The 19031-nt window shown below is 61.4% G+C and carries 19 protein-coding genes and 1 riboswitch; of the genes, 9 read left to right on the forward strand and 10 right to left on the reverse strand.

Going from position 1 to position 19031, the window contains the following annotated elements:
• Positions 1-34 precede the first annotated feature (34 nt).
• From LG047_RS18890 to LG047_RS18900, 3 genes are all read right to left on the reverse strand, one after another.
• Positions 35-1024 (reverse strand): beta-ketoacyl-ACP synthase III, encoded by a 990-nt coding sequence (locus tag LG047_RS18890; protein ID WP_227968259.1) that lies wholly within the window; start codon positions 1022-1024, stop codon positions 35-37.
• Entirely contained in the window at positions 1021-2097 is a 1077-nt protein-coding gene (plsX, locus tag LG047_RS18895) for a phosphate acyltransferase PlsX (protein WP_227968261.1), read from the reverse strand. Before plsX ends, LG047_RS18890 begins: the two co-directional genes overlap by 4 nt.
• Before the next feature lie 219 nt (positions 2098-2316).
• The gene (locus LG047_RS18900; protein WP_227968262.1) at positions 2317-2898 is read right to left on the reverse strand and encodes a DUF177 domain-containing protein; all 582 of its coding nucleotides are present in this window, start codon (positions 2896-2898) and stop codon (positions 2317-2319) included.
• Positions 2899-3034: 136 nt separating this feature from the next.
• Here LG047_RS18900 and LG047_RS18905 point away from each other — a divergent pair, with 136 nt between their 5' ends.
• On the forward strand, positions 3035-3565 hold the full coding sequence (locus LG047_RS18905; RefSeq protein ID WP_227968263.1) for an outer membrane protein assembly factor BamE: 531 nt from the start codon (positions 3035-3037) through the stop codon (positions 3563-3565).
• 314 nt (positions 3566-3879) lie between these two features.
• Complete coding sequence (locus tag LG047_RS18910) at positions 3880-4869, forward strand: transglycosylase SLT domain-containing protein (protein ID WP_227968264.1); 990 nt, start codon at positions 3880-3882, stop codon at positions 4867-4869.
• An 18-nt stretch (positions 4870-4887) separates the two neighbouring features.
• Here the strand turns inward: LG047_RS18910 and argC are convergent, their stop codons facing one another.
• From argC to LG047_RS18925, 3 genes are all read right to left on the reverse strand, one after another.
• A complete protein-coding gene (gene argC / locus LG047_RS18915; RefSeq protein WP_227968267.1) occupies positions 4888-5808 on the reverse strand; it encodes an N-acetyl-gamma-glutamyl-phosphate reductase in 921 nt (306 codons plus the stop codon).
• A 137-nt stretch (positions 5809-5945) separates the two neighbouring features.
• Positions 5946-6344: a polymer-forming cytoskeletal protein gene (locus LG047_RS18920; RefSeq protein WP_227968268.1), complete on the reverse strand. Its 399-nt coding sequence runs from the start codon at positions 6342-6344 to the stop codon at positions 5946-5948.
• Between the two features lie 274 nt (positions 6345-6618).
• Positions 6619-7017: a carboxymuconolactone decarboxylase family protein gene (locus tag LG047_RS18925; protein ID WP_227968269.1), complete on the reverse strand. Its 399-nt coding sequence runs from the start codon at positions 7015-7017 to the stop codon at positions 6619-6621.
• Positions 7018-7240: 223 nt separating this feature from the next.
• On the opposite strand from LG047_RS18925, the gene LG047_RS18930 reads away from it, so the two are divergent.
• On the forward strand, positions 7241-8761 hold the full coding sequence (locus tag LG047_RS18930) for an outer membrane protein (protein ID WP_227968270.1): 1521 nt from the start codon (positions 7241-7243) through the stop codon (positions 8759-8761).
• Positions 8762-8879: 118 nt separating this feature from the next.
• Here the strand turns inward: LG047_RS18930 and LG047_RS18935 are convergent, their stop codons facing one another.
• The gene (locus tag LG047_RS18935; protein WP_036280959.1) at positions 8880-9380 is read right to left on the reverse strand and encodes a winged helix DNA-binding protein; all 501 of its coding nucleotides are present in this window, start codon (positions 9378-9380) and stop codon (positions 8880-8882) included.
• Positions 9381-9656: 276 nt separating this feature from the next.
• Between LG047_RS18935 and LG047_RS18940 the strand changes: the two genes are divergently transcribed.
• Positions 9657-10463 carry a cyclase family protein gene (locus tag LG047_RS18940; protein ID WP_227968272.1) on the forward strand — a complete coding sequence of 269 codons (807 nt, stop codon included), beginning with the start codon at positions 9657-9659 and terminating at the stop codon, positions 10461-10463.
• Positions 10464-10570: 107 nt separating this feature from the next.
• Here LG047_RS18940 and LG047_RS18945 read toward each other — a convergent pair whose 3' ends face one another.
• From LG047_RS18945 to LG047_RS18955, 3 genes are all read right to left on the reverse strand, one after another.
• Complete coding sequence (locus LG047_RS18945; RefSeq protein ID WP_036286891.1) at positions 10571-10825, reverse strand: hypothetical protein; 255 nt, start codon at positions 10823-10825, stop codon at positions 10571-10573.
• A 719-nt stretch (positions 10826-11544) separates the two neighbouring features.
• Positions 11545-11934, reverse strand: coding sequence for an HU family DNA-binding protein (locus LG047_RS18950; RefSeq protein ID WP_227968274.1), 390 nt, complete (start codon positions 11932-11934; stop codon positions 11545-11547).
• Between the two features lie 32 nt (positions 11935-11966).
• A complete protein-coding gene (locus LG047_RS18955) occupies positions 11967-12362 on the reverse strand; it encodes a polymer-forming cytoskeletal protein (protein ID WP_051133991.1) in 396 nt (131 codons plus the stop codon).
• A 201-nt stretch (positions 12363-12563) separates the two neighbouring features.
• On the opposite strand from LG047_RS18955, the gene LG047_RS18960 reads away from it, so the two are divergent.
• The 5 genes from LG047_RS18960 to LG047_RS18980 all read left to right on the forward strand — a co-directional run bounded on the left by LG047_RS18960 (position 12564) and on the right by LG047_RS18980 (position 18641).
• The gene (locus LG047_RS18960) at positions 12564-12758 is read left to right on the forward strand and encodes a DUF1289 domain-containing protein (protein ID WP_227968276.1); all 195 of its coding nucleotides are present in this window, start codon (positions 12564-12566) and stop codon (positions 12756-12758) included.
• A 57-nt stretch (positions 12759-12815) separates the two neighbouring features.
• Positions 12816-13019, forward strand: a riboswitch (cobalamin riboswitch).
• A 210-nt stretch (positions 13020-13229) separates the two neighbouring features.
• The gene (locus LG047_RS18965) at positions 13230-15554 is read left to right on the forward strand and encodes a TonB-dependent receptor domain-containing protein (protein ID WP_227968277.1); all 2325 of its coding nucleotides are present in this window, start codon (positions 13230-13232) and stop codon (positions 15552-15554) included.
• Between the two features lie 399 nt (positions 15555-15953).
• Positions 15954-16709, forward strand: a complete 756-nt coding sequence (locus tag LG047_RS18970) for an MORN repeat-containing protein (RefSeq protein WP_227968534.1) — start codon at positions 15954-15956, stop codon at positions 16707-16709.
• Between the two features lie 567 nt (positions 16710-17276).
• The gene (locus LG047_RS18975; protein ID WP_227968278.1) at positions 17277-18074 is read left to right on the forward strand and encodes a DUF2092 domain-containing protein; all 798 of its coding nucleotides are present in this window, start codon (positions 17277-17279) and stop codon (positions 18072-18074) included.
• Between the two features lie 27 nt (positions 18075-18101).
• Positions 18102-18641, forward strand: a complete 540-nt coding sequence (locus tag LG047_RS18980; protein WP_084678877.1) for a hypothetical protein — start codon at positions 18102-18104, stop codon at positions 18639-18641.
• The last annotated feature ends 390 nt before the right edge of the window (positions 18642-19031 follow it).

Raw genomic sequence — 19031 nt, forward strand, 5'->3', positions numbered from 1 at the left:
GTTTACAAATAAAATTGCGTTTTCTTTCACCCACTTACCACCGGATCAAAGCAGATCCCCATGTAAAGCCGCCGCCGACAGCTTCGAGCATTACGAGGTCGCCCTGCTTGATGCGGCCATCCGCCGCCGCCACGGAGAGGGCGAGCGGCACGCTTGCAGCCGACGTGTTACCGTGTAAATGCACGGTCGCGATCACTTTTTCCGGCGCAATTCCCAGCTTTTGCGCCGACATGTCGATGATCCTGCGATTCGCCTGATGCGGCACGAACCAGTCGAGCTGCTCTGGGGTGATTCCGGTCGCCGCGAAGGCGTCCGCGACGACGTCGGTCACCTTGCCCACCGCGAATTTGAAGACTTCCTTGCCCTCCATGCGCAGGTGACCGACGGTCTGGGTGGCGGAAGGCCCGCCGTCGACATGGAGTTTGGCGCGATGACGTCCGTCCGAGCGCAGATGCGTCGTCAGCACGCCGCGTTCGTCAAGGCTCCCCGTCGACGCCCGCGCCTCGAGCACCATCGCGCCCGCGCCGTCGCCGAAAAGCACGCAGGTCGTGCGGTCTTCCCAGTCGATGATGCGTGAAAACGTCTCCGCGCCGATGACGAGGGCGCGCTTGTGAGAGCCGGAGCGCAGGAACTTGTCCGCCGTCGCGACGGCGAAGACGAAACCGGAACACACAGCCTGCAGGTCGAAGGCCACCCCATGTGTAATGCCGAGCGCAGCCTGAATTTGCGTTGCGGTCGAGGGGAAGGTCCAGTCCGGCGTCGAGGTGCCGACGATGATCAGATCGATGTCGTCGGCCTGGAGGCCGGCGTTGGCGAGCGCCGCGCGCGCGGCCTTTTCGCCGAGCATGGAGGTCGTTTCGCCCTTCGCGGCGATATGGCGCTCCTTGATGCCGGTCCGCTGGACGATCCACTCGTCGCTGGTGTCGACGAGCTTCGCGAGCTCGTCATTGGTGAGAGTCTTTTCGGGGAGATAGGAGCCCACGCCGAGGACGACAGAGCGGAATTGGGAGTTTACTGTCGTCACTGGGCGGCTTCCTGAGGCGGGTTTGAAGTATTGGCGGCGCGTTCGCCCTCGAACTGGTGCGCCAGCGCGACGGTGTCGCGGATCTGGTTCAAGAGGTCGCTGCGCGCCATTTCGTAACCGATCTCGACAGCGCGGGCGAAGCCGACGGAGTCGGTTCCGCCATGGCTCTTGATGACGACGCCCTCGAGGCCGAGGAACACGCCGCCGTTGATGGAGCGCGTGTCCATCCGGGACTTCAGCTCCTGAAAAGCGCCACGCGCCAGAAGATAGCCGAGCTTTGCGAGCAGCGACCCGCCCATCGCCTGGCGCAGATAGGCGGCGATCTGTTTCGCCGTGCCTTCGGCGGTCTTCAGAGTGATGTTCCCGGTGAAGCCTTCCGTCACCACGACGTCGACCGCGCCCATGCCGATGCCGTCGCCTTCGACGAAGCCGGCGTATTCGAGACCGGGCAAATTGGATTCGCGCAGAATAGCGGCGGCGGCCTTGACCTCCTCGACGCCCTTGATCTCCTCGGTGCCGACATTGAGCAGGCCCACAGTCGGGCGCGCCCGTCCGAGAATGATGCGCGCCATCGCCGAACCCATGATCGCCAGATCGACGAGATGGCTGGCGTTGGCGCCCATGGAGGCGCCGACGTCGAGCACGACGGACTGGCCGCGCAGGGTCGGCCACAGGCACGCGAGCGCCGGCCGGTCGATGCGCGCCATGGTGCGCAGGCAGATTTTCGACATCGCCATCAGCGCGCCGGTGTTTCCGGCTGAAACCGCTACGTCCGCCTCGCCTTTCTTGACCGCCTCGATGGCCATCCACATCGAGGAGACGCGGCGGCCGTAGCGCAGGGCCTGGCTCGGCTTGTCGTCCATGCGGATCGCAACCGCGGAATGGTGCACCTCGGAGCGTTCGGCGAGGCGAGGGTGATTGGACAGCTCGGCGCGGATCGCCGTTTCGTCGCCGATGAGCAGGAATCGGCTGTCGGGGCGTCTTTCGAGCGCGATCGCGGCGCCCGCGATCGTCACTGACGGGCCGAAATCTCCGCCCATCGCGTCGAGCGCGATCCGAACATTCTGCGGCATGTGACCGGTCATCTCCCGACTGATTGCGAAGCCGCGCCACATTCTGTCGCGCCGTCTTCGGCCACTGATTCTCCGCGGGCGAGCGCAGCTCTCCGCGACGATCGATTCCGGCTCGCCGACGCTTCCAACACAGGCTCCGCGTTCAACCGCGCGTGACTTGCCATTTGGCGGGCGGCCGCGCAAGTGCCTAATCTCGCGCGAATCAGAGGCTGAACTGGTTCAGTTTCCGTCGGCTGGCGTCTTGTTCCCGACAGCCGCCCGCAACTTGGCGAAGGGGGAGACGTTCTCGTCCGGCGTCGAAGGGGCGGGCTCGACGAATTCGACGCCGGGTTTGCGCGGGTAGGGGTCCAGCGCCAGCGTCAGGAATTCGGAAACGACCGCCCCGAGGTCCGCCGCGCCGCCGATCAGCGGATCTGGCGGGTCTTCGCCCAGCGCGTCATGAGCGTGCTCCTCGCCGGAAGCGTCGTGGTGGGGCCGGCCGCGCGGGGCGTCCTGCGGCGGCGCGAAGCGCAGGTGCAACGGCTCGGCGACGTCCGACTCGAACTCATCGAGCGTGACCACGCAGGTCTGGCGGATGCGGGCGCGGACTTCGCCCTCGATGTCGAGGCCGTCGCCGCGCCAGCGCTTTGCACGCAAGGTCGCTTCCAGTGAGAGGATGGCGGGCAGGCCGTTGAGTTCGGCGAGCGCCGCGCGTTCTGCTTCCGTCGCGACGAGCTGGATGTCGAGGCCCTCCGGGGGGACCTCGGCCAGAGACAACGGGCGCGAGAGCGCCGCATGACTGTCGTGGGACTCGTGTCTCATAATAATGTCTTTCCCCATGCGCCCCGCTTGCTTCGTTAGCGGGAAGATATGTGCGCGGGCGCACAGACGCCAGCGTCCCCTCGCAAGAAGAGACGAGCGGCTTGCTTTCGCGTCGATCGAAGGTTACGCACTGCTCATGGATTGCATGATCGCCGCGGCGCTGTCGCGGGCGCGGCGAGGTTTGGCGGAGAATTACATGACGGCGCTGGCGTTGCGCAATTTTTCCCAAGGCGCGTCCGGCCGGGCGGTTGTGCGGCTCGCGGCCGCTTGCGGCGTCGCGCTGGCGTTGTCCGGTTGCCTCGGCTACGAGGGCGTCATCAACCGTGGCGCAGTGATCGACCAGCGCAAGGTCATGCAGGTGAAGCCCGGCATGACGGCGCCGCAAGTGCTCACGGCGCTCGGCACTCCCTCGACGACCTCAACGGTCGGCGGCGAAGCGTGGTATTACGTCAGCCAGCGCATCGAGCGGTCGCTCGCCTTCATGCCGCAGAAGATCACCGACCAGCATGTTCTCGCGGTCTATTTCGACAAGAACAAGAAAGTCACACGCGTCGCCGATTATGGCATGGAGGACGGCAAGCCGATCGATTTCCTGTCGCGCACGACGCCGGTCGCCGGTCCGGAATATCATCTGTTGCAGGGCCTGCTGTCGAAGATTTCCCTCTAAGGGATTGGATTCGATCGCGTTGCGCCGCCAATCGGGTTTCGTGGCGCAAATAAGGCGGTCCTTGCAGGGCGGCGCAGTCAAGCCAGCCCTTCTGCCCGTTTTCCGGGCGTTCGCCTCGAATGGCGGCGCGCGGGAATGTGGCCGCGGCGTGACACATCGCGCCGCTCTTTCGCCGTCCCCTGCGTTTAACCTCCTGTTTATGCCGCCTTTGCGGAGACAGGGAGTTTTGGCATCGCATGACGGATTTGACGCTATCGACACGAGCGGCCGGATCATCTGCAGCGGGTGGGACGCGTTCGTCCCGTAGTCTCTCGATGCGTATCAGGGAGGGCTGGTCGGCGATCCGCACAGACCGTTCCTTCCCGATCCTTGTGCGCGCCCTGTGTGTCGGAGCGCTACTTTCGGCGATCGCCGCACTCTCTCTTTCCGTCCAGCGCGAAGACACGGCGCGGCCCGACAGATTGTCCCGGCTGACCCGCGCGCGGGCCGCCATCGCGCCCTTCATGACGCTCGCGGCCAACGTAGACGACACCGCGCTCGATTCCGATTTCTCGCTCGAACAGGCGGCCCTCACCTGGTCGCATCGCCTCGGCAAGGATCAGGATGTCGCCGACGCTCAGGGCGTGCTGCGCTTCGGTCCGGTGAAGGTGCATCAATCCATTGTCGAGCGCGTCGTGCAGGCGGCGAACAAGACGGAGATGGACCCGGCGCTGCTGATGGCCATCGCCGACAAGGAGTCGAGCTTCTCTTCGACGGCCAAGGCCAAGACTTCCTCCGCCAGCGGACTTTTCCAGTTCGTCGAGAAGACCTGGCTACAGGCGTTGAAGAATTTCGGCGGCCGCTATGGTCACGAAGAAGACGCGAAGGCCATCGCCGCGCAGGACAAGGCCGTAAGCGTCGCTCCGCAGAAGCGCGCGCAGATTCTCAATCTTCGCAACGATCCGTTTCTGTCAGCCGCGCTTGCGGCGGAAATGCTGAAAAAAGACAGCGCCAAGATCGCCGAAAAAATCGGCCGTGCGCTGACCGCCGGCGAGACCTATCTCATTCACTTCCTCGGTCCGGAGGACGCCGAGCGGTTCATGAAAACGGTGGAGGAAGCGCCCAACACCTCCGCGGCGGCGCTGCTGCCCAAGCCGGCGCGCGCCAACAAGCCGATCTTCTATGAACAGCAGGGCGGCAAGCTGAAGGACCGTTCGGTGAGCGAGGTCCATGAGGCTTTCGAGTCGATGATGGGCAAGCGCACCAGCCGCTACGAGGATGTGGCGGCGAAGCTTCCGGCGGGCGTTACGGCCTATGCGGAGTAGGGCGGCAAAAGCCGCCGCCTATTTCCCGGCGCCGATCATCAGGTCCAGATTCTGAACGGCGGCGCCGGACGCGCCCTTGCCAAGGTTATCGAGCCGCGCGACGAGGATGGCGTGACGGCGCGTCTCATTGGCGAAGACGAAAAGCTCCATGTCGTCCGTGCCGTTGAGCGCCAGTGCGTCCAGCCGTCCGTTCGCCGGCGCCTTCACGACGCGAACATGCGGCGCTCCCTCGTAATGACGGGCGTAAGCCGCTTCGAAGTCGGCGGCCCTGGGCGTGCCCGGCAAGGCGTCGAGCGCGAGCGGGATCGACACGAGCATCCCTTGCCGGAAGTTGCCCACTGACGGCGCAAAAAGGGGACGGGCCGTCAGCCTGGAATAGGCCATGATCTCCGGAATATGCTTGTGCTCGAGCCCGAGCGCGTAGAGCTCGAAGGCTGGGGCCTCGCCCTTCTCATAGGCTTCGATCATCTGCCGCCCGCCGCCCGAATAGCCGGAGACGGCGTTGATGGTGAGCGTCTGGTCTGGCTGGATCAGGCCAGCGTCGATCAGCGGGCGCAGCAGGGCGATGGAGCCGGTCGCGTAGCAGCCGACATTGGCGACGCGCGGGGCTGAAGAAATGGCGTCAGACTGACCGGCGCAGAGTTCAGGAAAGCCATAGACCCATCCCGGCGCGACCCGATGCGCGGTCGAGGCGTCGAGAAGACGCGGGGCCTTCTCTCCCAGAGCATCGCAGAGCGCGACGGTTTCCTTCGCGGCGTCGTCGGGGAGGCAAAGGATCGCGATGTCGACGGCGCCGAGAATGTCACGCTTGGCGGCGGCGTCCTTGCGCTTTTCGGCCGGGATCGCCACGAGTTCGATGTCGGCGCGGCCCGCAAGTCGCTCGCGGATTTCCAGACCGGTCGTGCCGGCGTCGCCGTCGATGAAGATTTTGGAGCGCATCGCGATTGCCTGACTGAGAGATTGCCAGCGGTCAATGTCGCCCGCGGCTGTCAAAGTCAACCAATCTGCTTCAGGCGCCGGGGAATCGATCCCGGCGACACGCGGTCGAGGAGTGCGTGCGCTCCGTTCATCGGCCTCTACTTTCTGGAGCGCGTAAGTTTCAGCGGTCCTTCCGACGGGGGGATGGCGCGCTCGCTGCGAAACGCGGTCGATTCGGCGACTCCTTTCAGCACGCCGCCCTTTTCAATTTCGATTTCGCCGTAATTCCAGTTTCCTTCGACGCGGCCGGTCGAGCGCACGCTCAGCAACTGCTTGATGGTCACATCGCTGCGAATGCTGCCGGATATTTCGGCGTCCGTCGCAGAAATCACGCCATCGATGACGCCGGACTCGCCGACGATCAGCAGACCGCAATTCACTTCGCCGTTCAGTTCGCCTTGAATCATGACGACGCCGGTTGCGTGAATCTCTCCGGTGATTTGAACGCCTTCGCCGAGGAAGACCGCGTTCTTCGTATCCGGCGTGAATTCGATCATTCGATTATTCCTGTAATTTCACTATGTTTGCAAACAATGCGAATGTTTGCCTGAGTTGCTTTTATAGTTATTTTGCCATCCTTCCAAGTCGGGCGCCCTGAAAAAGGAAATCCCTGTCCTTCAACGATCGCCGTCATCGCCTTTGTCAACTAAGGCGCTAATCATTTCGACGGCGCGCTAAACCCGCGCCGGCCCGCCGTTTCGATCTGGATATTGTAATTTGCGTCGCGATGAAAATAGGCCGTATTTTATCATCGCGCGCCTCGCCGCACGGTCAGCGAACCTCATACGCTTCGTCGATCGGCACGCCCAGCGCCGTCACGAGGCGATTGGTTTCAGCGGCCATGCCGATGACGGCCAGCAGTTCATGGTATTCCGCATCCGTCATGCCTTTGGCGCGCGCGCTCGCGGTGTGAGAGTGGATGCAATAGGGGCATCCCTGGGCGACGGATACGGCGATATAGAGCATCTCCTTCGTCTTGGGGTCGAGGGCCCCGGGGCCCATCACGGCCTTTATGCTCTCCCATGTCCGCCTGAGCGTCGCCGGATCATGCGCGAGCGCGCGCCAGAAATTGTTTACGAACTCGCTGTTGCGGGTGGCGCGGATGTCGTCGAAAACCGCGCGCGCCTCCGGTGAAAGCTGTTCATCGGTGAGCAATGAAACTGTGGCCATGGCGTTATCCGGGTTGGCTTTTTGGTCGCGCCCGCAATTATCTGACCGAGCGGATGTGCGACAACCGCTCATTTCGCCGCTTTCCGATGATTTAAGCGGGAAAACGCCGAAGAATCCGGGGGTGTGATCCTAAAGCCACGGTGGGAAAATTTCTCAAGAAATCAATGTTGGGCTACTGTATCGCCTGCTAGATTAGCAGGGTGGTCCATCGAGGAGCGTACGGTTGCGCAAGCTTGCCCCGATTGTTGTTTTTACGGCTCTGTCCTTCCCGGCATTCGCAGCGGAAGCGCCCTCCGAGGAGGATGCGCCGCCCGCCGCGCCGCCGCGGCCGTTGTGGACGAGCTTCTACATCGGCTTTAACCGAGGCTTCGGCGGCGGCGTGCTGGACTCGGACGTCGGTTTTGTTTCGGCTGTACCCGGTCTCAGCACCGCGACCACGACGACGAATCGGGCGAGCGGCTTCATTGCCGGCGGTCAGTTCGGCTACACCTATTCTTTCGCCAATCATTTCGTGCTGGGCTTCGAAAGCGATTTCCAATGGAGCGACATGAGGTCGTCGCATCAGGCGACGACCTTCGCGACGAATCCGGCCCTCATCACCAACGCCGACATACACAGCGGGATCGACTGGTTCGGCTCGACGCGCGCCCGCGCGGGCTATTCAGTCGGGCGCCTGCTGCCTTACGTGACCGGCGGCGTGGCCTATGGGCAAGTGCAGTCGAGCGGGGTGCAGTTCCTGGGGTCGGGACTGGCGACGACGGGCTCCCGGACCAACACCCGTGTCGGCTGGGCGATGGGCGGCGGCATCGAGTTTGCGCTGAACAGCAATCTTTCCGCCAAGGCTGAGTATATCTATCTCTACCTCCCGGGCGTCGGCGGCGGCGCGACCGGCGTCGGGGCGCCGCCCGTGACGCCGATGGCGGGATCGTTCCGAACTAACTCCGTGGACGTACACATCGTCAGGAGCGGCCTGAACTACAAGTTCGGCGGGGTCGGCGATTTCTCGAATCTCACCGACGGCAGTCTGCTTGCAACGATCTTTTCCGAGCCGTCCTATGACTGGACCGGCTTCTATGTCGGCATCAACGGCGGCTACGGCGGCGGCGTCGTGACGGGCTCGACCACCTTCGTCCAGCCGGGCGCGCCGGGACTCGCGGAGACGACGACGACGTCCAACCGGACGGCTGGTTACGTCGGCGGCGCGCAGGGCGGATATAATTACCAGTTGACGAAAAGCATCGTCGTCGGCGTCGAGACCGACGCCCAGTGGAGCGACGTGAAGGCGCAGCATCAGGCGGCGACGATCGGCGGACCGCTGGGCTTCGTCTACACGAACACGCCAAACGACGTATCCTGGTTCGGAACAACGCGGCTTCGCGCCGGCTACGCTTCCGGTAACGCGCTCAGCTACGTGACCGGCGGCGTCGCCTATGGCGAAGTGAACGCGCACGGCTCCCAGATTTCCGGCGGCGTGTTCGGCGGCTCGGCGTCGCAGAACAAGGCGGGCTGGGCGCTCGGCGGCGGCGCAATGTATGCGCTGACGAAAAATCTCTCGATGAGGGCCGAATATCTCTACGTGAGTTTCAGCGGCGTTTCGGGGCCGGCTTATGGTGTGGCGCCGCTGCCTATGCCACCGCTCGCGGGCAGCTTTTCGACCGGAACCTTCGGAACGAACGTCTTTCGCTTCGGCTTCGACTGGAAGGTCGACGGAATCATCAGTTCGGCGGTCGCCGCAGCGCAGTGATTTTCGTGGCGGCGATCTTTGCGCCAAAGGCGTGAGCGCCTTCGGCATACGCCTGAAACGCCAGCGGCCGCCGGATCGATCGGCGGCCGCGTGAGCGATAAAGCTGCGCTGCAGTCATTCAAAGCCGATACTGGATCTGGTCTTCCCAGAAGCGATCGAGGCGCGACATCGAGCGATTGAGGGCCGAGAAATCGTCAGCCTCAATGCCGCCCAGCTGCTCGATCGTCTGCGCGTGCTTCTGATAGGCCTGCGCGACGAGCGCATGGATTTCCTTGCCGCGCTCGCCGAGGCTCAGGCGCACGCAGCGGCGGTCGATGCGGGACTTGGAGTAACGCATGAAGCCGCCTTCGACGAGCTTCTTGACATTATAGGACGAGTTGGAGCCCGTGTAATAATTGCGCGCGCGCAGTTCGGAGGCGGTCAGCTCCTGGTCGCCGATGTTGTAGAGCATCAGGGCCTGAACTGCATTGACGTCCTCGACCTTGGCGCGATCCAGCGCGTCCTTGATCACTTCCAGCAGGCGGCGATGCAGGCGCTCTAGCAGCAGGACCGTGTTCGTGTAGGCCGGCATGATTGAAGCGGCGCGGTCGGCGGTTTTGGTTTCGGCGCGAAGCATCATCTTGATCCCTGAGTTTCTTGGTTATTTTTCTCGCTTGTCGATGGAGAGGAATTTAGCGACCGCGTCTGAATTGCGGCTTAAACAAGATCGTGAATCAAGAGTTGTCCGAGTTTACATGAATCAAACCTGAATCGTCGGGTTTCAGAAAGATGGTCATCAAGCGCCCCCGTTCGTTGCAACGTCGGCAAAGTTCAGGGAAGCTCTTTCCGGGAGCCGGACCCGATTGCCGGCGCCGGCGGTTGATGCGCGGATTTTCGTTTCAATGGAGATGGTGGAATGTCGCGAATCCTGTTTGCAGGGGCGATTGCTCTGGGAACCCTTTCACCCGGATTCATTTGTTCAGCTCAAGCTCAGACGATCGACCTCGCCGCCACGAAAATCGTGGATCTCAGTCACGCCTATGATGCGGACACGATCTACTGGCCGACGGAGAAATCGGGCTTCGAACTGAAGCAGCAGCACAAGGGGCTGACGAAAGGCGGGTTCTTCTATTACTCGAACACTTTCTGCTCGCCCGAGCATGGCGGCACGCATCTCGACGCGCCGATGCATTTTGCCGAGGGGCGATGGACGAATTCGGATATTCCGGTCGAGCGCCTCGTCGGGCCAGCCGTCGTGATCGACGTTTCCGGGAAGGCCGCAAACAATTCCGACTATACGCTCACGCCGGCCGACATCGCCGACTGGGAGAAGGCCCATGGTCGTATTCCCGACCAAGCGATTTTCCTGCTTCGCACGGGCTGGAGTTCGCGCTGGCCGGATCGGAAAGCCTATATGGGCGACGACACGCCGGGCGACGCGTCCAACCTTCATTTTCCGTCCTTCGGACCCGAGGCCGCGACTTTTCTCGTAAACGAAAGGCGCGTCCGCGTCATCGGCGTGGACACGGCCAGCGTGGACAACGGACCGTCACGCGAGTTTCTGGTGCATCGGATCGTCGGCGCCGCCAATGTCGCGGGATTGGAGAATTTGACCAATCTCGATCAGCTTCCGGCGACGGGCGCCGTCATTGTCGCGGCTCCCATGAAGATCGCGCAAGGCTCGGGCGCGCCGACGCGCGTGATCGCCTTCGTTCCGCGTTGACGCGGGGCGGCGGGCTCGATGCGCTGGCGGGCTTTGAGTTTCCCGATTGCGAAAAAGGCCAGCGCCCTCACGGACGTTGGCCTCGATCATGTGAAGGCGCCGGACGATCAGTCGAGGACCTTGCCGCCGGCGTCCTCGCAGGCCTTTTCCGATTCCGTGAATACCCAGCCTTGACCCTTGCACGCGTTCATGCCCTTGCAGGCGTTCTTCGGCGTATGGCAGTCGGTCTTGCCCTTGCAACTGTTGGCGCCGAGGCAATGAACTTTGCCGGGCGTCGCCTTGACCGGCGCAACTGCGCCCGACAACGCAAGCGAAACCGCAGCAATGGCCAGCACCGCGCCTTTTTGTGGAATTTGCTTCATCGACGTTTGCCTCCTTTTGAGAAGTTTATCGGCGCCGCCGCGAGCCTGGCAAGCATTCATCATGGCGTCGGCGTTTAACGGCGTCTGCGCTCGAATGCTCGCGCCGCCGGAGCTCGGTAAGCGCAGGTCAGGCCAGTCGTTCGGCGACGCCCCAGAAGATGTAACTCGTCATCGATTGATCGGGCCATCGCCGGAAAAAATACGACAGAGATCGCCGCCGAGTCGTTGACGCAAGTCCATTCGGACAAAAAAATTATACTCAATTCACAGATCATGAACCACAGTCGATCATCCGCGCGTCGTCATTGATCAACTCAAACGATTGGCTCCATTTTCAAGCCTTTGCGCCTTTGACGAAGGCCGAACAGGTGGGCCTGCGGCACGCGCCGCCGACCTGAGGAGAATGGCGTTTCCCCATCTCGCGATCCTAACGCCTTGCGGTCGCTGAGGCCGGCCGCGATCAATATCGCCTTGCCGCCGCTATCGACGCTCTGCCCCGGACAGGTTTTCAAAATTTTGGTCGAACCCAATGAGCAGAAGCGTCAAAGACACGGGACCCGAAGAATAGGTTACGACCGTGGCTTCAACGCGCCAAACCGCGAGGAGGAGAGGTCGGACGCACGGCTCTGACCCCTCTCATTTCCCGGATTGGATGAACGGCGGCGCCACGAGAGCTTTCGCCGCCGTTCCCGGCAGTTTTCGACTGGCGGCAAGCCGGATCAGGGCGTAGCCGCGTTTTTCAATTTCGACAGAGCGCGGATTTTCACGCGCACGCTGGCCGGCTTCGCGGCGCCCTTCACCATCTCGCCGGTGGCGGGGTTGCGGACGAGCGTTCCCGCCTTGCGCGCAGGCACTTTGCGGAGGGTGACCTTCAACAGGCCGGGCAGGGTGAATTCGCCCACGCCCTTGGGGTGCACGGAGCCGAGAAACACGCTTTCCAGCGTCGCGTAGACGCCGACGGCGGTCTTGCGCGGAAGTTCGTTCTGCTCGGCGATCAGATTGATAAGCGCCGATTTGGTCAGGGTTTCCTTGAACGGACGAACAGTGGCCGGTTCGGGTTTGCTCTTCTTTTTCGCCGGGGCGGGTTTGCTGACTTTTGCCTTAGCCACGATGAGTCTCCTCAGGTTGAATAGCTGACTGGCTATTTTTTCGGACGGGGCAGCCTGGTCGGCTGCTCGTGAGATACAGCGGGACGCTCACTGCGGAAGCCTGTCGACTCAGCCCTACCTTTGAGCAGGCCGCCTTTTTCGATTTCAATCTCGCCGTAATTCCAATTACCTTCGACGCGGCCGGTCTCGCGGACGGTCAGCAATTGCTTGATGGTGATTTCGCTGCGAATGCTTCCGGAAATATCCGCCTCGGTCGCGGAGACGACGCCGTCGACAACGCCGGTTTCGCCGACAAGCAACAGGCCGCAATTGACCTCCCCCGTCAACGTGCCCTGAATCATCACAATGCCGCTTGCATTGATTTCGCCGTTGATATGCACCCCTTCACCGACAAAAACCGCGTTTTTGGTATCGGGTTTGAACTCCATCGTCGGTTGACTCCTTCAGGCCGCAGAGCATGGCCGTAAATGATCGTGGGCGTTACAGCGTTTTCCGCGCTTCAGCCTAGCTTCTACAGACGCAACTGATTCTAAGCAAACGTTTACTAGGCGGCCCATTGATAATATTGGGGACGCCGGCCGAATCCTCCGGCCCGTCTTTACGGTTAGGCGAGTGGAACGGGAAATCAAATGGTCGATAGCCCATGCGTGAAGGTTTGCAAGCTGAATGACAAGGGCGTTTGCACAGGCTGCGGTCGCGATCTCGACGAGATCGCGAACTGGATGCGTATGTCGGACGCGGATAAAAGCAAGGCGGCGCAGCGCGCCCGGATGAGGCTGAAAATCATCGACGGGAAGCAGAGCGACAAGAAAAGCCTCGGCTGACGGATCGGGGCGACTCTATTCTTGTTTTCAATCGACTTGACTCGCCAACCCTGTCAAATGTTTACTCGTGGCGATGGTTCCCGAAAGGGATCAAATGGGAACGCGGTGAGCGCGCTCGAATGCGCAATGCCGCGGCTGCCCCCGCAACTGTAAGTGGTGAGCCGTAGACCAAAAAAGCCACTGGGACAGGGCGTTCCGGGAAGGCGGTCTTCAGGCGATGACCCACGAGCCAGGAGACCTGCCATCATTCGTGGTCACGCGCGAAAGCGTCGGGCGGGGTGCACCGATGCGGCCGAAACCTGTTGTCCGCCGCAACGGCGGAGGATGGGGAGCGACCTCTCGCAGTGACGGTCCACGTCTGTTGCGAGCGCCACCATGTCCGGCTGTCGTTTGCGCATTTCTGCGCATATTCCTCCATTATCGTCTGTCGCTTACGTTTCTCGTCCCACTGTCCGCAGCGCTGCGGCGCTGGTGTTTGCCTCTTATGCCGGCGCGGCGCTCGCTCAACAGGCGCTGCCAACCATCGAGGTGGGCGGCCGTACGACGCGCCGGGCCCCGTCGCCGGCAGCACATGCGCCGGCGCCCCATCCCGTCGCGACCGTGTCCCCGACGCGGACGCCGGCGCCGGTCGCCGCGCGTTCGATGGAGAGCGTTCCAAGGCCGCCCATAACGGCCGCGAGCGAGAAATATTTTACAGGAGCGGAAATCAACGCCGTTCCCATCGCGCGTCCGGCCGACGCGCTTGAAATCGTTCCCGGCCTCGTCGTCAGTCAGCACAGCGGCGACGGCAAGGCGAATCAATATTTCCTTCGCGGATTCAATCTCGACCATGGCACGGATCTCGCGCTCTATCTCGACGGCATGCCCTTGAACATGCGCACCCATGGCCATGCGCAAGGCTACGCGGACGCCAATTTCATCATTCCCGAATTGCTGCAGGGCATGCTCGTCCGAAAGGGGCCTTACGACGCGGAGGACGGTGATTTCTCTTCCGCCGGCTCGGTCTATCTGCAATATCTCGACAAGGTAGATCGCGACTATTTCCAGCTTACCGGCGGAAGCTTCGGCTATGGCCGCGCGCTCGGCGTCAGATCCTGGCGCGATGTCCACGAGGGGACCGTGCTCGGCGCGGCGGAGGCGCAATATTACAACGGCCCCTGGGAACGCGGCGACAATTTGCGACGCATCAACAGTGTCTTGCGGTGGACGCGCGGCACGCAGTCGGACGGCATGTCGCTTACCGCCATGGCCTACGCCAACAAATGGTTTTCGACGGACCAGATCCCCGCCCGCGTCGTAGATTCGGGTCTGAAGTCGCTTTGGGGAACGATGGACCCGACCGACGGCGGCGACACGACCCGCTTCAGCCTCTCCGGCCGCTGGAGCCGGACCGAAGGCGCCCACGCTTCGCGCATCGAAGCCTATGTGGTGCGCTCGACGCTCGAGTTGTACAACAATTTCACCTACTTCCTGGCGCATCCTGATCTTGGCGACCAGTTCCGGCAGTTCGATCGCCGAACCATGATCGGCGTCAACGCTCGGCACGATATCAAATGGGATTCCTTCGGCCTGCCGGTAGTGACGCGCCTGGGTCAGCAGGGTCGTTACGACGACATCCGCCTCGGCCTGCAGGAAGGCCTGCGCCGGCAATCATATGACGCGATCCGTAACGATTATGCGAGCGAGGGGAGTGTCGGCTTATGGACCGACACGACCGTAAAGTGGCTGCCGTGGCTGCGCACGGTCGCCGGCGCGCGCTTCGATTTCTATACCGCCGACGTGAACTCGATCCAGACGCTGTGGGACGCGCCGAAATTCCTCGCCAGCACAGGATATCCCGCCTTTCTGTGGACGGGACCGTTCAACAGCGGCTCGAAAGACGCGGCGATCATGAGTCCCAAGGCGTCGATCATTCTCGGCCCCTTCTACAAGACGGAGCTTTTCCTGAACTATGGCGAGGGCATGCACTCGACGGACGCGCGCGGCGCGGTGCAGAGATTCGCCACATCCGAACTCTCCGACGCCGATGGCTTCGCGCCTGTTGCGGCTATCCCATTGCTCGTCAAATCTCGAGGCGCAGAGATCGGCGCGCGCACGAAATTCATCGAGGGGCTCGATTCGAGTCTCAGCCTGTTCTGGCTCAATCTCGAATCGGAAAACCAGTTCGTGGGCGACGTCGGCACGACCACCTTCGGTCGGCCGAGCCGGCGCTATGGCCTCGAGATCACCAATCACTACAGGCCGAACTCCTGGATAACCTTCGACGGCGACGTCGCGCTGGTGAATGCGCGCTATCGCGGCGTCGACCAGCCCCAGACCCTGGCCTGGCTCGATCTCATCACGGCGGAGACGCTTCCCTACGGAACCTTTCTCGGCAACGCTCCCGGCAATTACCTTATCAACGCGCCATCGATCGTTGCGACGGGCGCTTTGGAGCTGGGCGCGGCGACGGGGTGGTTCGGAGCGCTGAAATATCGTTATGTCGGCATGCGGCCGCTGACCGAGGACGGCTATCTGAAATCCCCCGCCATCGGGACGCTGAACGTGCGACTCGGCTACCGCTGGGCGGACGGCTGGCGTCTGCAGGTCGACGCCTTCAATATCTTCAACTCGCGGTCGGACCAGATAACATACGGCTACGGGTCGCTGCTGCCGAGCGACCCGCTCTATGGCCTCTGCGTCAATCGGATCGCGCCTGACGCCGTATGCGGCGTCGGCGTCATGGATCGCCACTTCAAGCCGGCCGAGCCGCCGGCGGTGCGCGTGACGCTGGGGGGGCCCTTGCCGACGTTTTGACGCCAACGCCCGAATCGCCACGCCTTGCCGAAGTTGTCTTCGAAGGCGCGGGCGCGACAGATGCTCGAACCGCAGGCGCCGCTGGGCCGGACGAAAAGGGGGCAGGGCGGGACCCTTTTCCTGCCCCCCGAGCCTCGGCCGACATCAGTGCAGGCCAGGCGCGACGCAAGACATATGCGGGTTCACAGAAGCGCATCGCTTTGAAACGAATAAAACAGCGCTGCGGAAAAGCGCGCGCGGACTTTCGCGCAACTGAATGACAAAATATGAAGCATGAGCCAATTCGCTGAAATGGGGCATGGTTCTTGATTTATAAGCGTATCGGCGAAAGAACTCCTGCCATGGTCTACATGCTGCCGCAGAGACGATCCAGGATCGACGGCAAAGGGAGAATTGAAGATGATGGTTTGCGGCAAAAAAAATGATGCGAAACCTGGCAGGCCGAAGCCGCTGATCTCATTGATGAACGCCATGTTTGTTCTTGGCGTGTTCGTGTCGCCGGCAACCGCTGTTTCAAAAGTCCTTTTGCCCGCGTGTCCAGCGACGCCGGTCGCAAGCTGGAATGGCTGTCAGGGAACACACACATATCCCGACGGTGGAAAATATGTTGGCGAATATCAAGACGGCGCGCCAAACGGACAGGGCATCCTTACCTATCAATATTGGGGAGAATACGTCGGCGCATTTCGCAACGGCAGACCTGACGGCGAGGGCGCATTCACCTATCCCGACGGACGGAAGTATAACGGTCATTGGCGTGACGGCGCATTGCACGGCCGTGGCGTTCTGCTTTACCCGGACGGCCGCGCGCAAAGCGGCGAATGGCGCGAAGGGCAATTCACGACTCCTGAAGAAGATTCTTCGACGCCCATTACAGCGGCCTTAATCGTCTTTGCCGTGACGATCGGCGCGGCCCTGTTCGCGATCGCAAGAATCCGGACGCTTAAGACGCCGGAGAATGAAGCTGCAACGAGTGACGCTGAGGCGTCGTCACAGCAAAGTCTCGACGCTGCTCTTCGCCTTCTCGAGGACGCTGTCGAGGATTTCAGCGTTTCCGACAGAAAGATGCTGGAACTGCGTGAAAGCGCGAGGCGACAATTCGCGGCGCAGAGAGCAGCCCGCAAGGGGTTTTTGGGATTTCTGAAATTCTGGTGATCGGATCTACGTCTGTCAGGGCGATCGAGAGGCCATCCTCCAGACTTTTGATCGCTCACATCGCACTTGAACTCGATAGGCCTCCAGGATTCTTGGTATCGCAGCGGCCAAAGACATCAAGCATTGAAGCGCGAATCGACGAACGCCAATTTCTCCGACCGGGTGAACTATGGTTGTGACTGCATAAAGGCGGGATCGAGTTGCGCCGAACTTTATTGATCTTAGTTGAAAATGATAGTGCAAGAATTGCAAACAGACTTTGGCGAGTTGGCGGCGTGACCCCGTGGCCCGAGATCATTTTCACATACCCGTTGTCGACCTTTCACCGGCATGGCCGCCAGCAATCTCTGGCCTCGCAATGTAGACACCTTCGTCATTGCGACACCACGTATATCCTTTTATCATGCGCACAGTTGTGAGGGAATGACGTTCCTTCGCATGAGGACGCGACTGATAGCGCCTGATCTCAGCGGTGCGAAATATTGCATCGCTGGCAGTCGACAAATGTCGAGGGGCGGCCGGAGATCCAGCAAGCGCGAACCACGCGCGGGCTTATGGGGGGCACGAATGAAATATCGTTTATTGCTACTGACAACGCTTGCGCTGATCGGTGTCGGCGTTCAGGGGCCGGCATCTGGAGAGCAGCCACCTGCCGCGACGGCGCCAAAGGCGTCGATCGGTGCGATTGATCCAAAAGCGCTCGATATTCTTAAAGGCATGAGCGACACCTTGGCGAAAGCTAAGTCGATGTCGTTCAATATTCGACGCGCATTTGATGAACCCGCGTCGAACGGTCAGCCTCTCTTTTACATGATCTCGTCAAATGTAACCCTTCAGCGTCCCGACAAGCTGAAAATCGTAACCTTGGGCGACGGTCCTGCTTCGGAATTTTATTACGACGGCGCCGAGATGGCCGTGTTTCTTCCTGCGTCCAATCTCATCGCTGTGGAATCCGCTCCTCCGAAGCTCGATGATATGCTGGAGGCCGCCTATTCAAAGGCGGGGATTTATTTTCCTTTTGTCGACTTCATCGTCGCGGATCCCTATGCTGCAATCACCGAGGGTCTGACCTCCGCCTTCGTCATGGGTCAATCAACGGTCGTCGGTGGGACAACGACAGACATCGTGGCAATCGCAAATGCGAATTTTCAGGCCCAGATCTGGATCGGCGCAAAGGATAAGTTGCCGCGTCTGGTCTGGCTGACGCCCGCGAAATCGAAAGACAAGCCGCGCAGCATGCTGGAATTTTCGAACTGGAGAATTGATGCAGCGACGTCGGCAAAGACCTTCCGGTCAGCGGCGGCGGCAAAAGCTGGCCGTATCAAATTCTCAAAACCGGGGCTGTCAGCTCCGGCGAATAAATGATCTGAACTCGCATCAAGGAAGACCGCGATGAATAAACGCAGATTTTTCTCCCTCGTCCTTGCAGCATCGTTCCTCGCAATAAATCCTGCTCACGCATGGCGGGGCGGAGGTTTCGGCGGCTTTCACGCCGGGGGCTTCGAGGGCTTTCGCGGCGACGGCGCATTTGTCGCCAGAGGTCCGGAGGGCGGCGTCGCGGCAGGCTATCGTGGACCCGCAGGTGAATGGCATGCGGGTGGGATCGGCGGTAATGGCGGTACATGGCACGCGGATGGATACCATGGCGGCGCATATTGGGGCGGCTATCATGGTCCCGTCGTCGTCAATAGCTATTATGGCGCGGGGTGCTACGCGTGTGGCGCCGGTGCAGCCGCCGCCGCTATCGGAACGGCCGCCGCAGTGAACGCCGTCGCAAATTCCTATGCGATTGGAACCAGCATTGCCGTTCTGCCAGAGGGCTGCGCCTATCGCCTTGTGAACGGCGCCGCTTACTATGTCTGCGGGAGCACATGGTTAGCTCCGCAATACGGCAATAATGGCGTTCATTACCTTGTCGTGGCGCCGTTATGAGAGTGGCAATGAACCGTGCACGTAATTGATAACGGTTCATTTCTCCTCTGAAGCGGAGAGCGTTTTGGAAGTTCGACCTGAAATGCGTGGCGAGTTACGCAGCTCGTTCAGGCGTCCAAGACGCCGAACCTCTTGAAAAGACTCATAGAAGACCGCAAGGAAAAATCATGCGTAGAGCTTTCATCCTTCTGACACTTATTTCCTCGATAGGCGTCACGCCTGCGTCGGCCCAGGGGACCGCTCAGGAGCGATCCGATTGCATGGGAGATGCGTTGAAGTTCTGCAGTTCCGATATTCCGTTCGTATCTGAAATTGAGGATTGCCTGAGATCGAACATGAGCCGCCTCAGCAAGTCATGCCGACGTGAATTTGCCGGGCCAGATCACAAGA

The organism is Methylocystis sp. WRRC1, assembly GCF_020733155.1.
Classification (GTDB): domain Bacteria; phylum Pseudomonadota; class Alphaproteobacteria; order Rhizobiales; family Beijerinckiaceae; genus Methylocystis.

Coding starts and splice junctions, on each gene's coding strand:
- plsX (WP_227968261.1), bottom strand. CDS start 2,097: ATGCCGCAGAATGTTCGGATCGCGCTCGACGCGATGGGCGGAGATTTC.
- LG047_RS18900 (WP_227968262.1), bottom strand. CDS start 2,898: ATGAGACACGAGTCCCACGACAGTCATGCGGCGCTCTCGCGCCCGTTG.
- LG047_RS18905 (WP_227968263.1), top strand. CDS start 3,035: ATGGATTGCATGATCGCCGCGGCGCTGTCGCGGGCGCGGCGAGGTTTG.
- LG047_RS18910 (WP_227968264.1), top strand. CDS start 3,880: ATGCGTATCAGGGAGGGCTGGTCGGCGATCCGCACAGACCGTTCCTTC.
- argC (WP_227968267.1), bottom strand. CDS start 5,808: ATGCGCTCCAAAATCTTCATCGACGGCGACGCCGGCACGACCGGTCTG.
- LG047_RS18920 (WP_227968268.1), bottom strand. CDS start 6,344: ATGATCGAATTCACGCCGGATACGAAGAACGCGGTCTTCCTCGGCGAA.
- LG047_RS18925 (WP_227968269.1), bottom strand. CDS start 7,017: ATGGCCACAGTTTCATTGCTCACCGATGAACAGCTTTCACCGGAGGCG.
- LG047_RS18935 (WP_036280959.1), bottom strand. CDS start 9,380: ATGATGCTTCGCGCCGAAACCAAAACCGCCGACCGCGCCGCTTCAATC.
- LG047_RS18940 (WP_227968272.1), top strand. CDS start 9,657: ATGTCGCGAATCCTGTTTGCAGGGGCGATTGCTCTGGGAACCCTTTCA.
- LG047_RS18945 (WP_036286891.1), bottom strand. CDS start 10,825: ATGAAGCAAATTCCACAAAAAGGCGCGGTGCTGGCCATTGCTGCGGTT.
- LG047_RS18955 (WP_051133991.1), bottom strand. CDS start 12,362: ATGGAGTTCAAACCCGATACCAAAAACGCGGTTTTTGTCGGTGAAGGG.
- LG047_RS18960 (WP_227968276.1), top strand. CDS start 12,564: ATGGTCGATAGCCCATGCGTGAAGGTTTGCAAGCTGAATGACAAGGGC.
- LG047_RS18970 (WP_227968534.1), top strand. CDS start 15,954: ATGATGGTTTGCGGCAAAAAAAATGATGCGAAACCTGGCAGGCCGAAG.
- LG047_RS18975 (WP_227968278.1), top strand. CDS start 17,277: ATGAAATATCGTTTATTGCTACTGACAACGCTTGCGCTGATCGGTGTC.
- LG047_RS18980 (WP_084678877.1), top strand. CDS start 18,102: ATGAATAAACGCAGATTTTTCTCCCTCGTCCTTGCAGCATCGTTCCTC.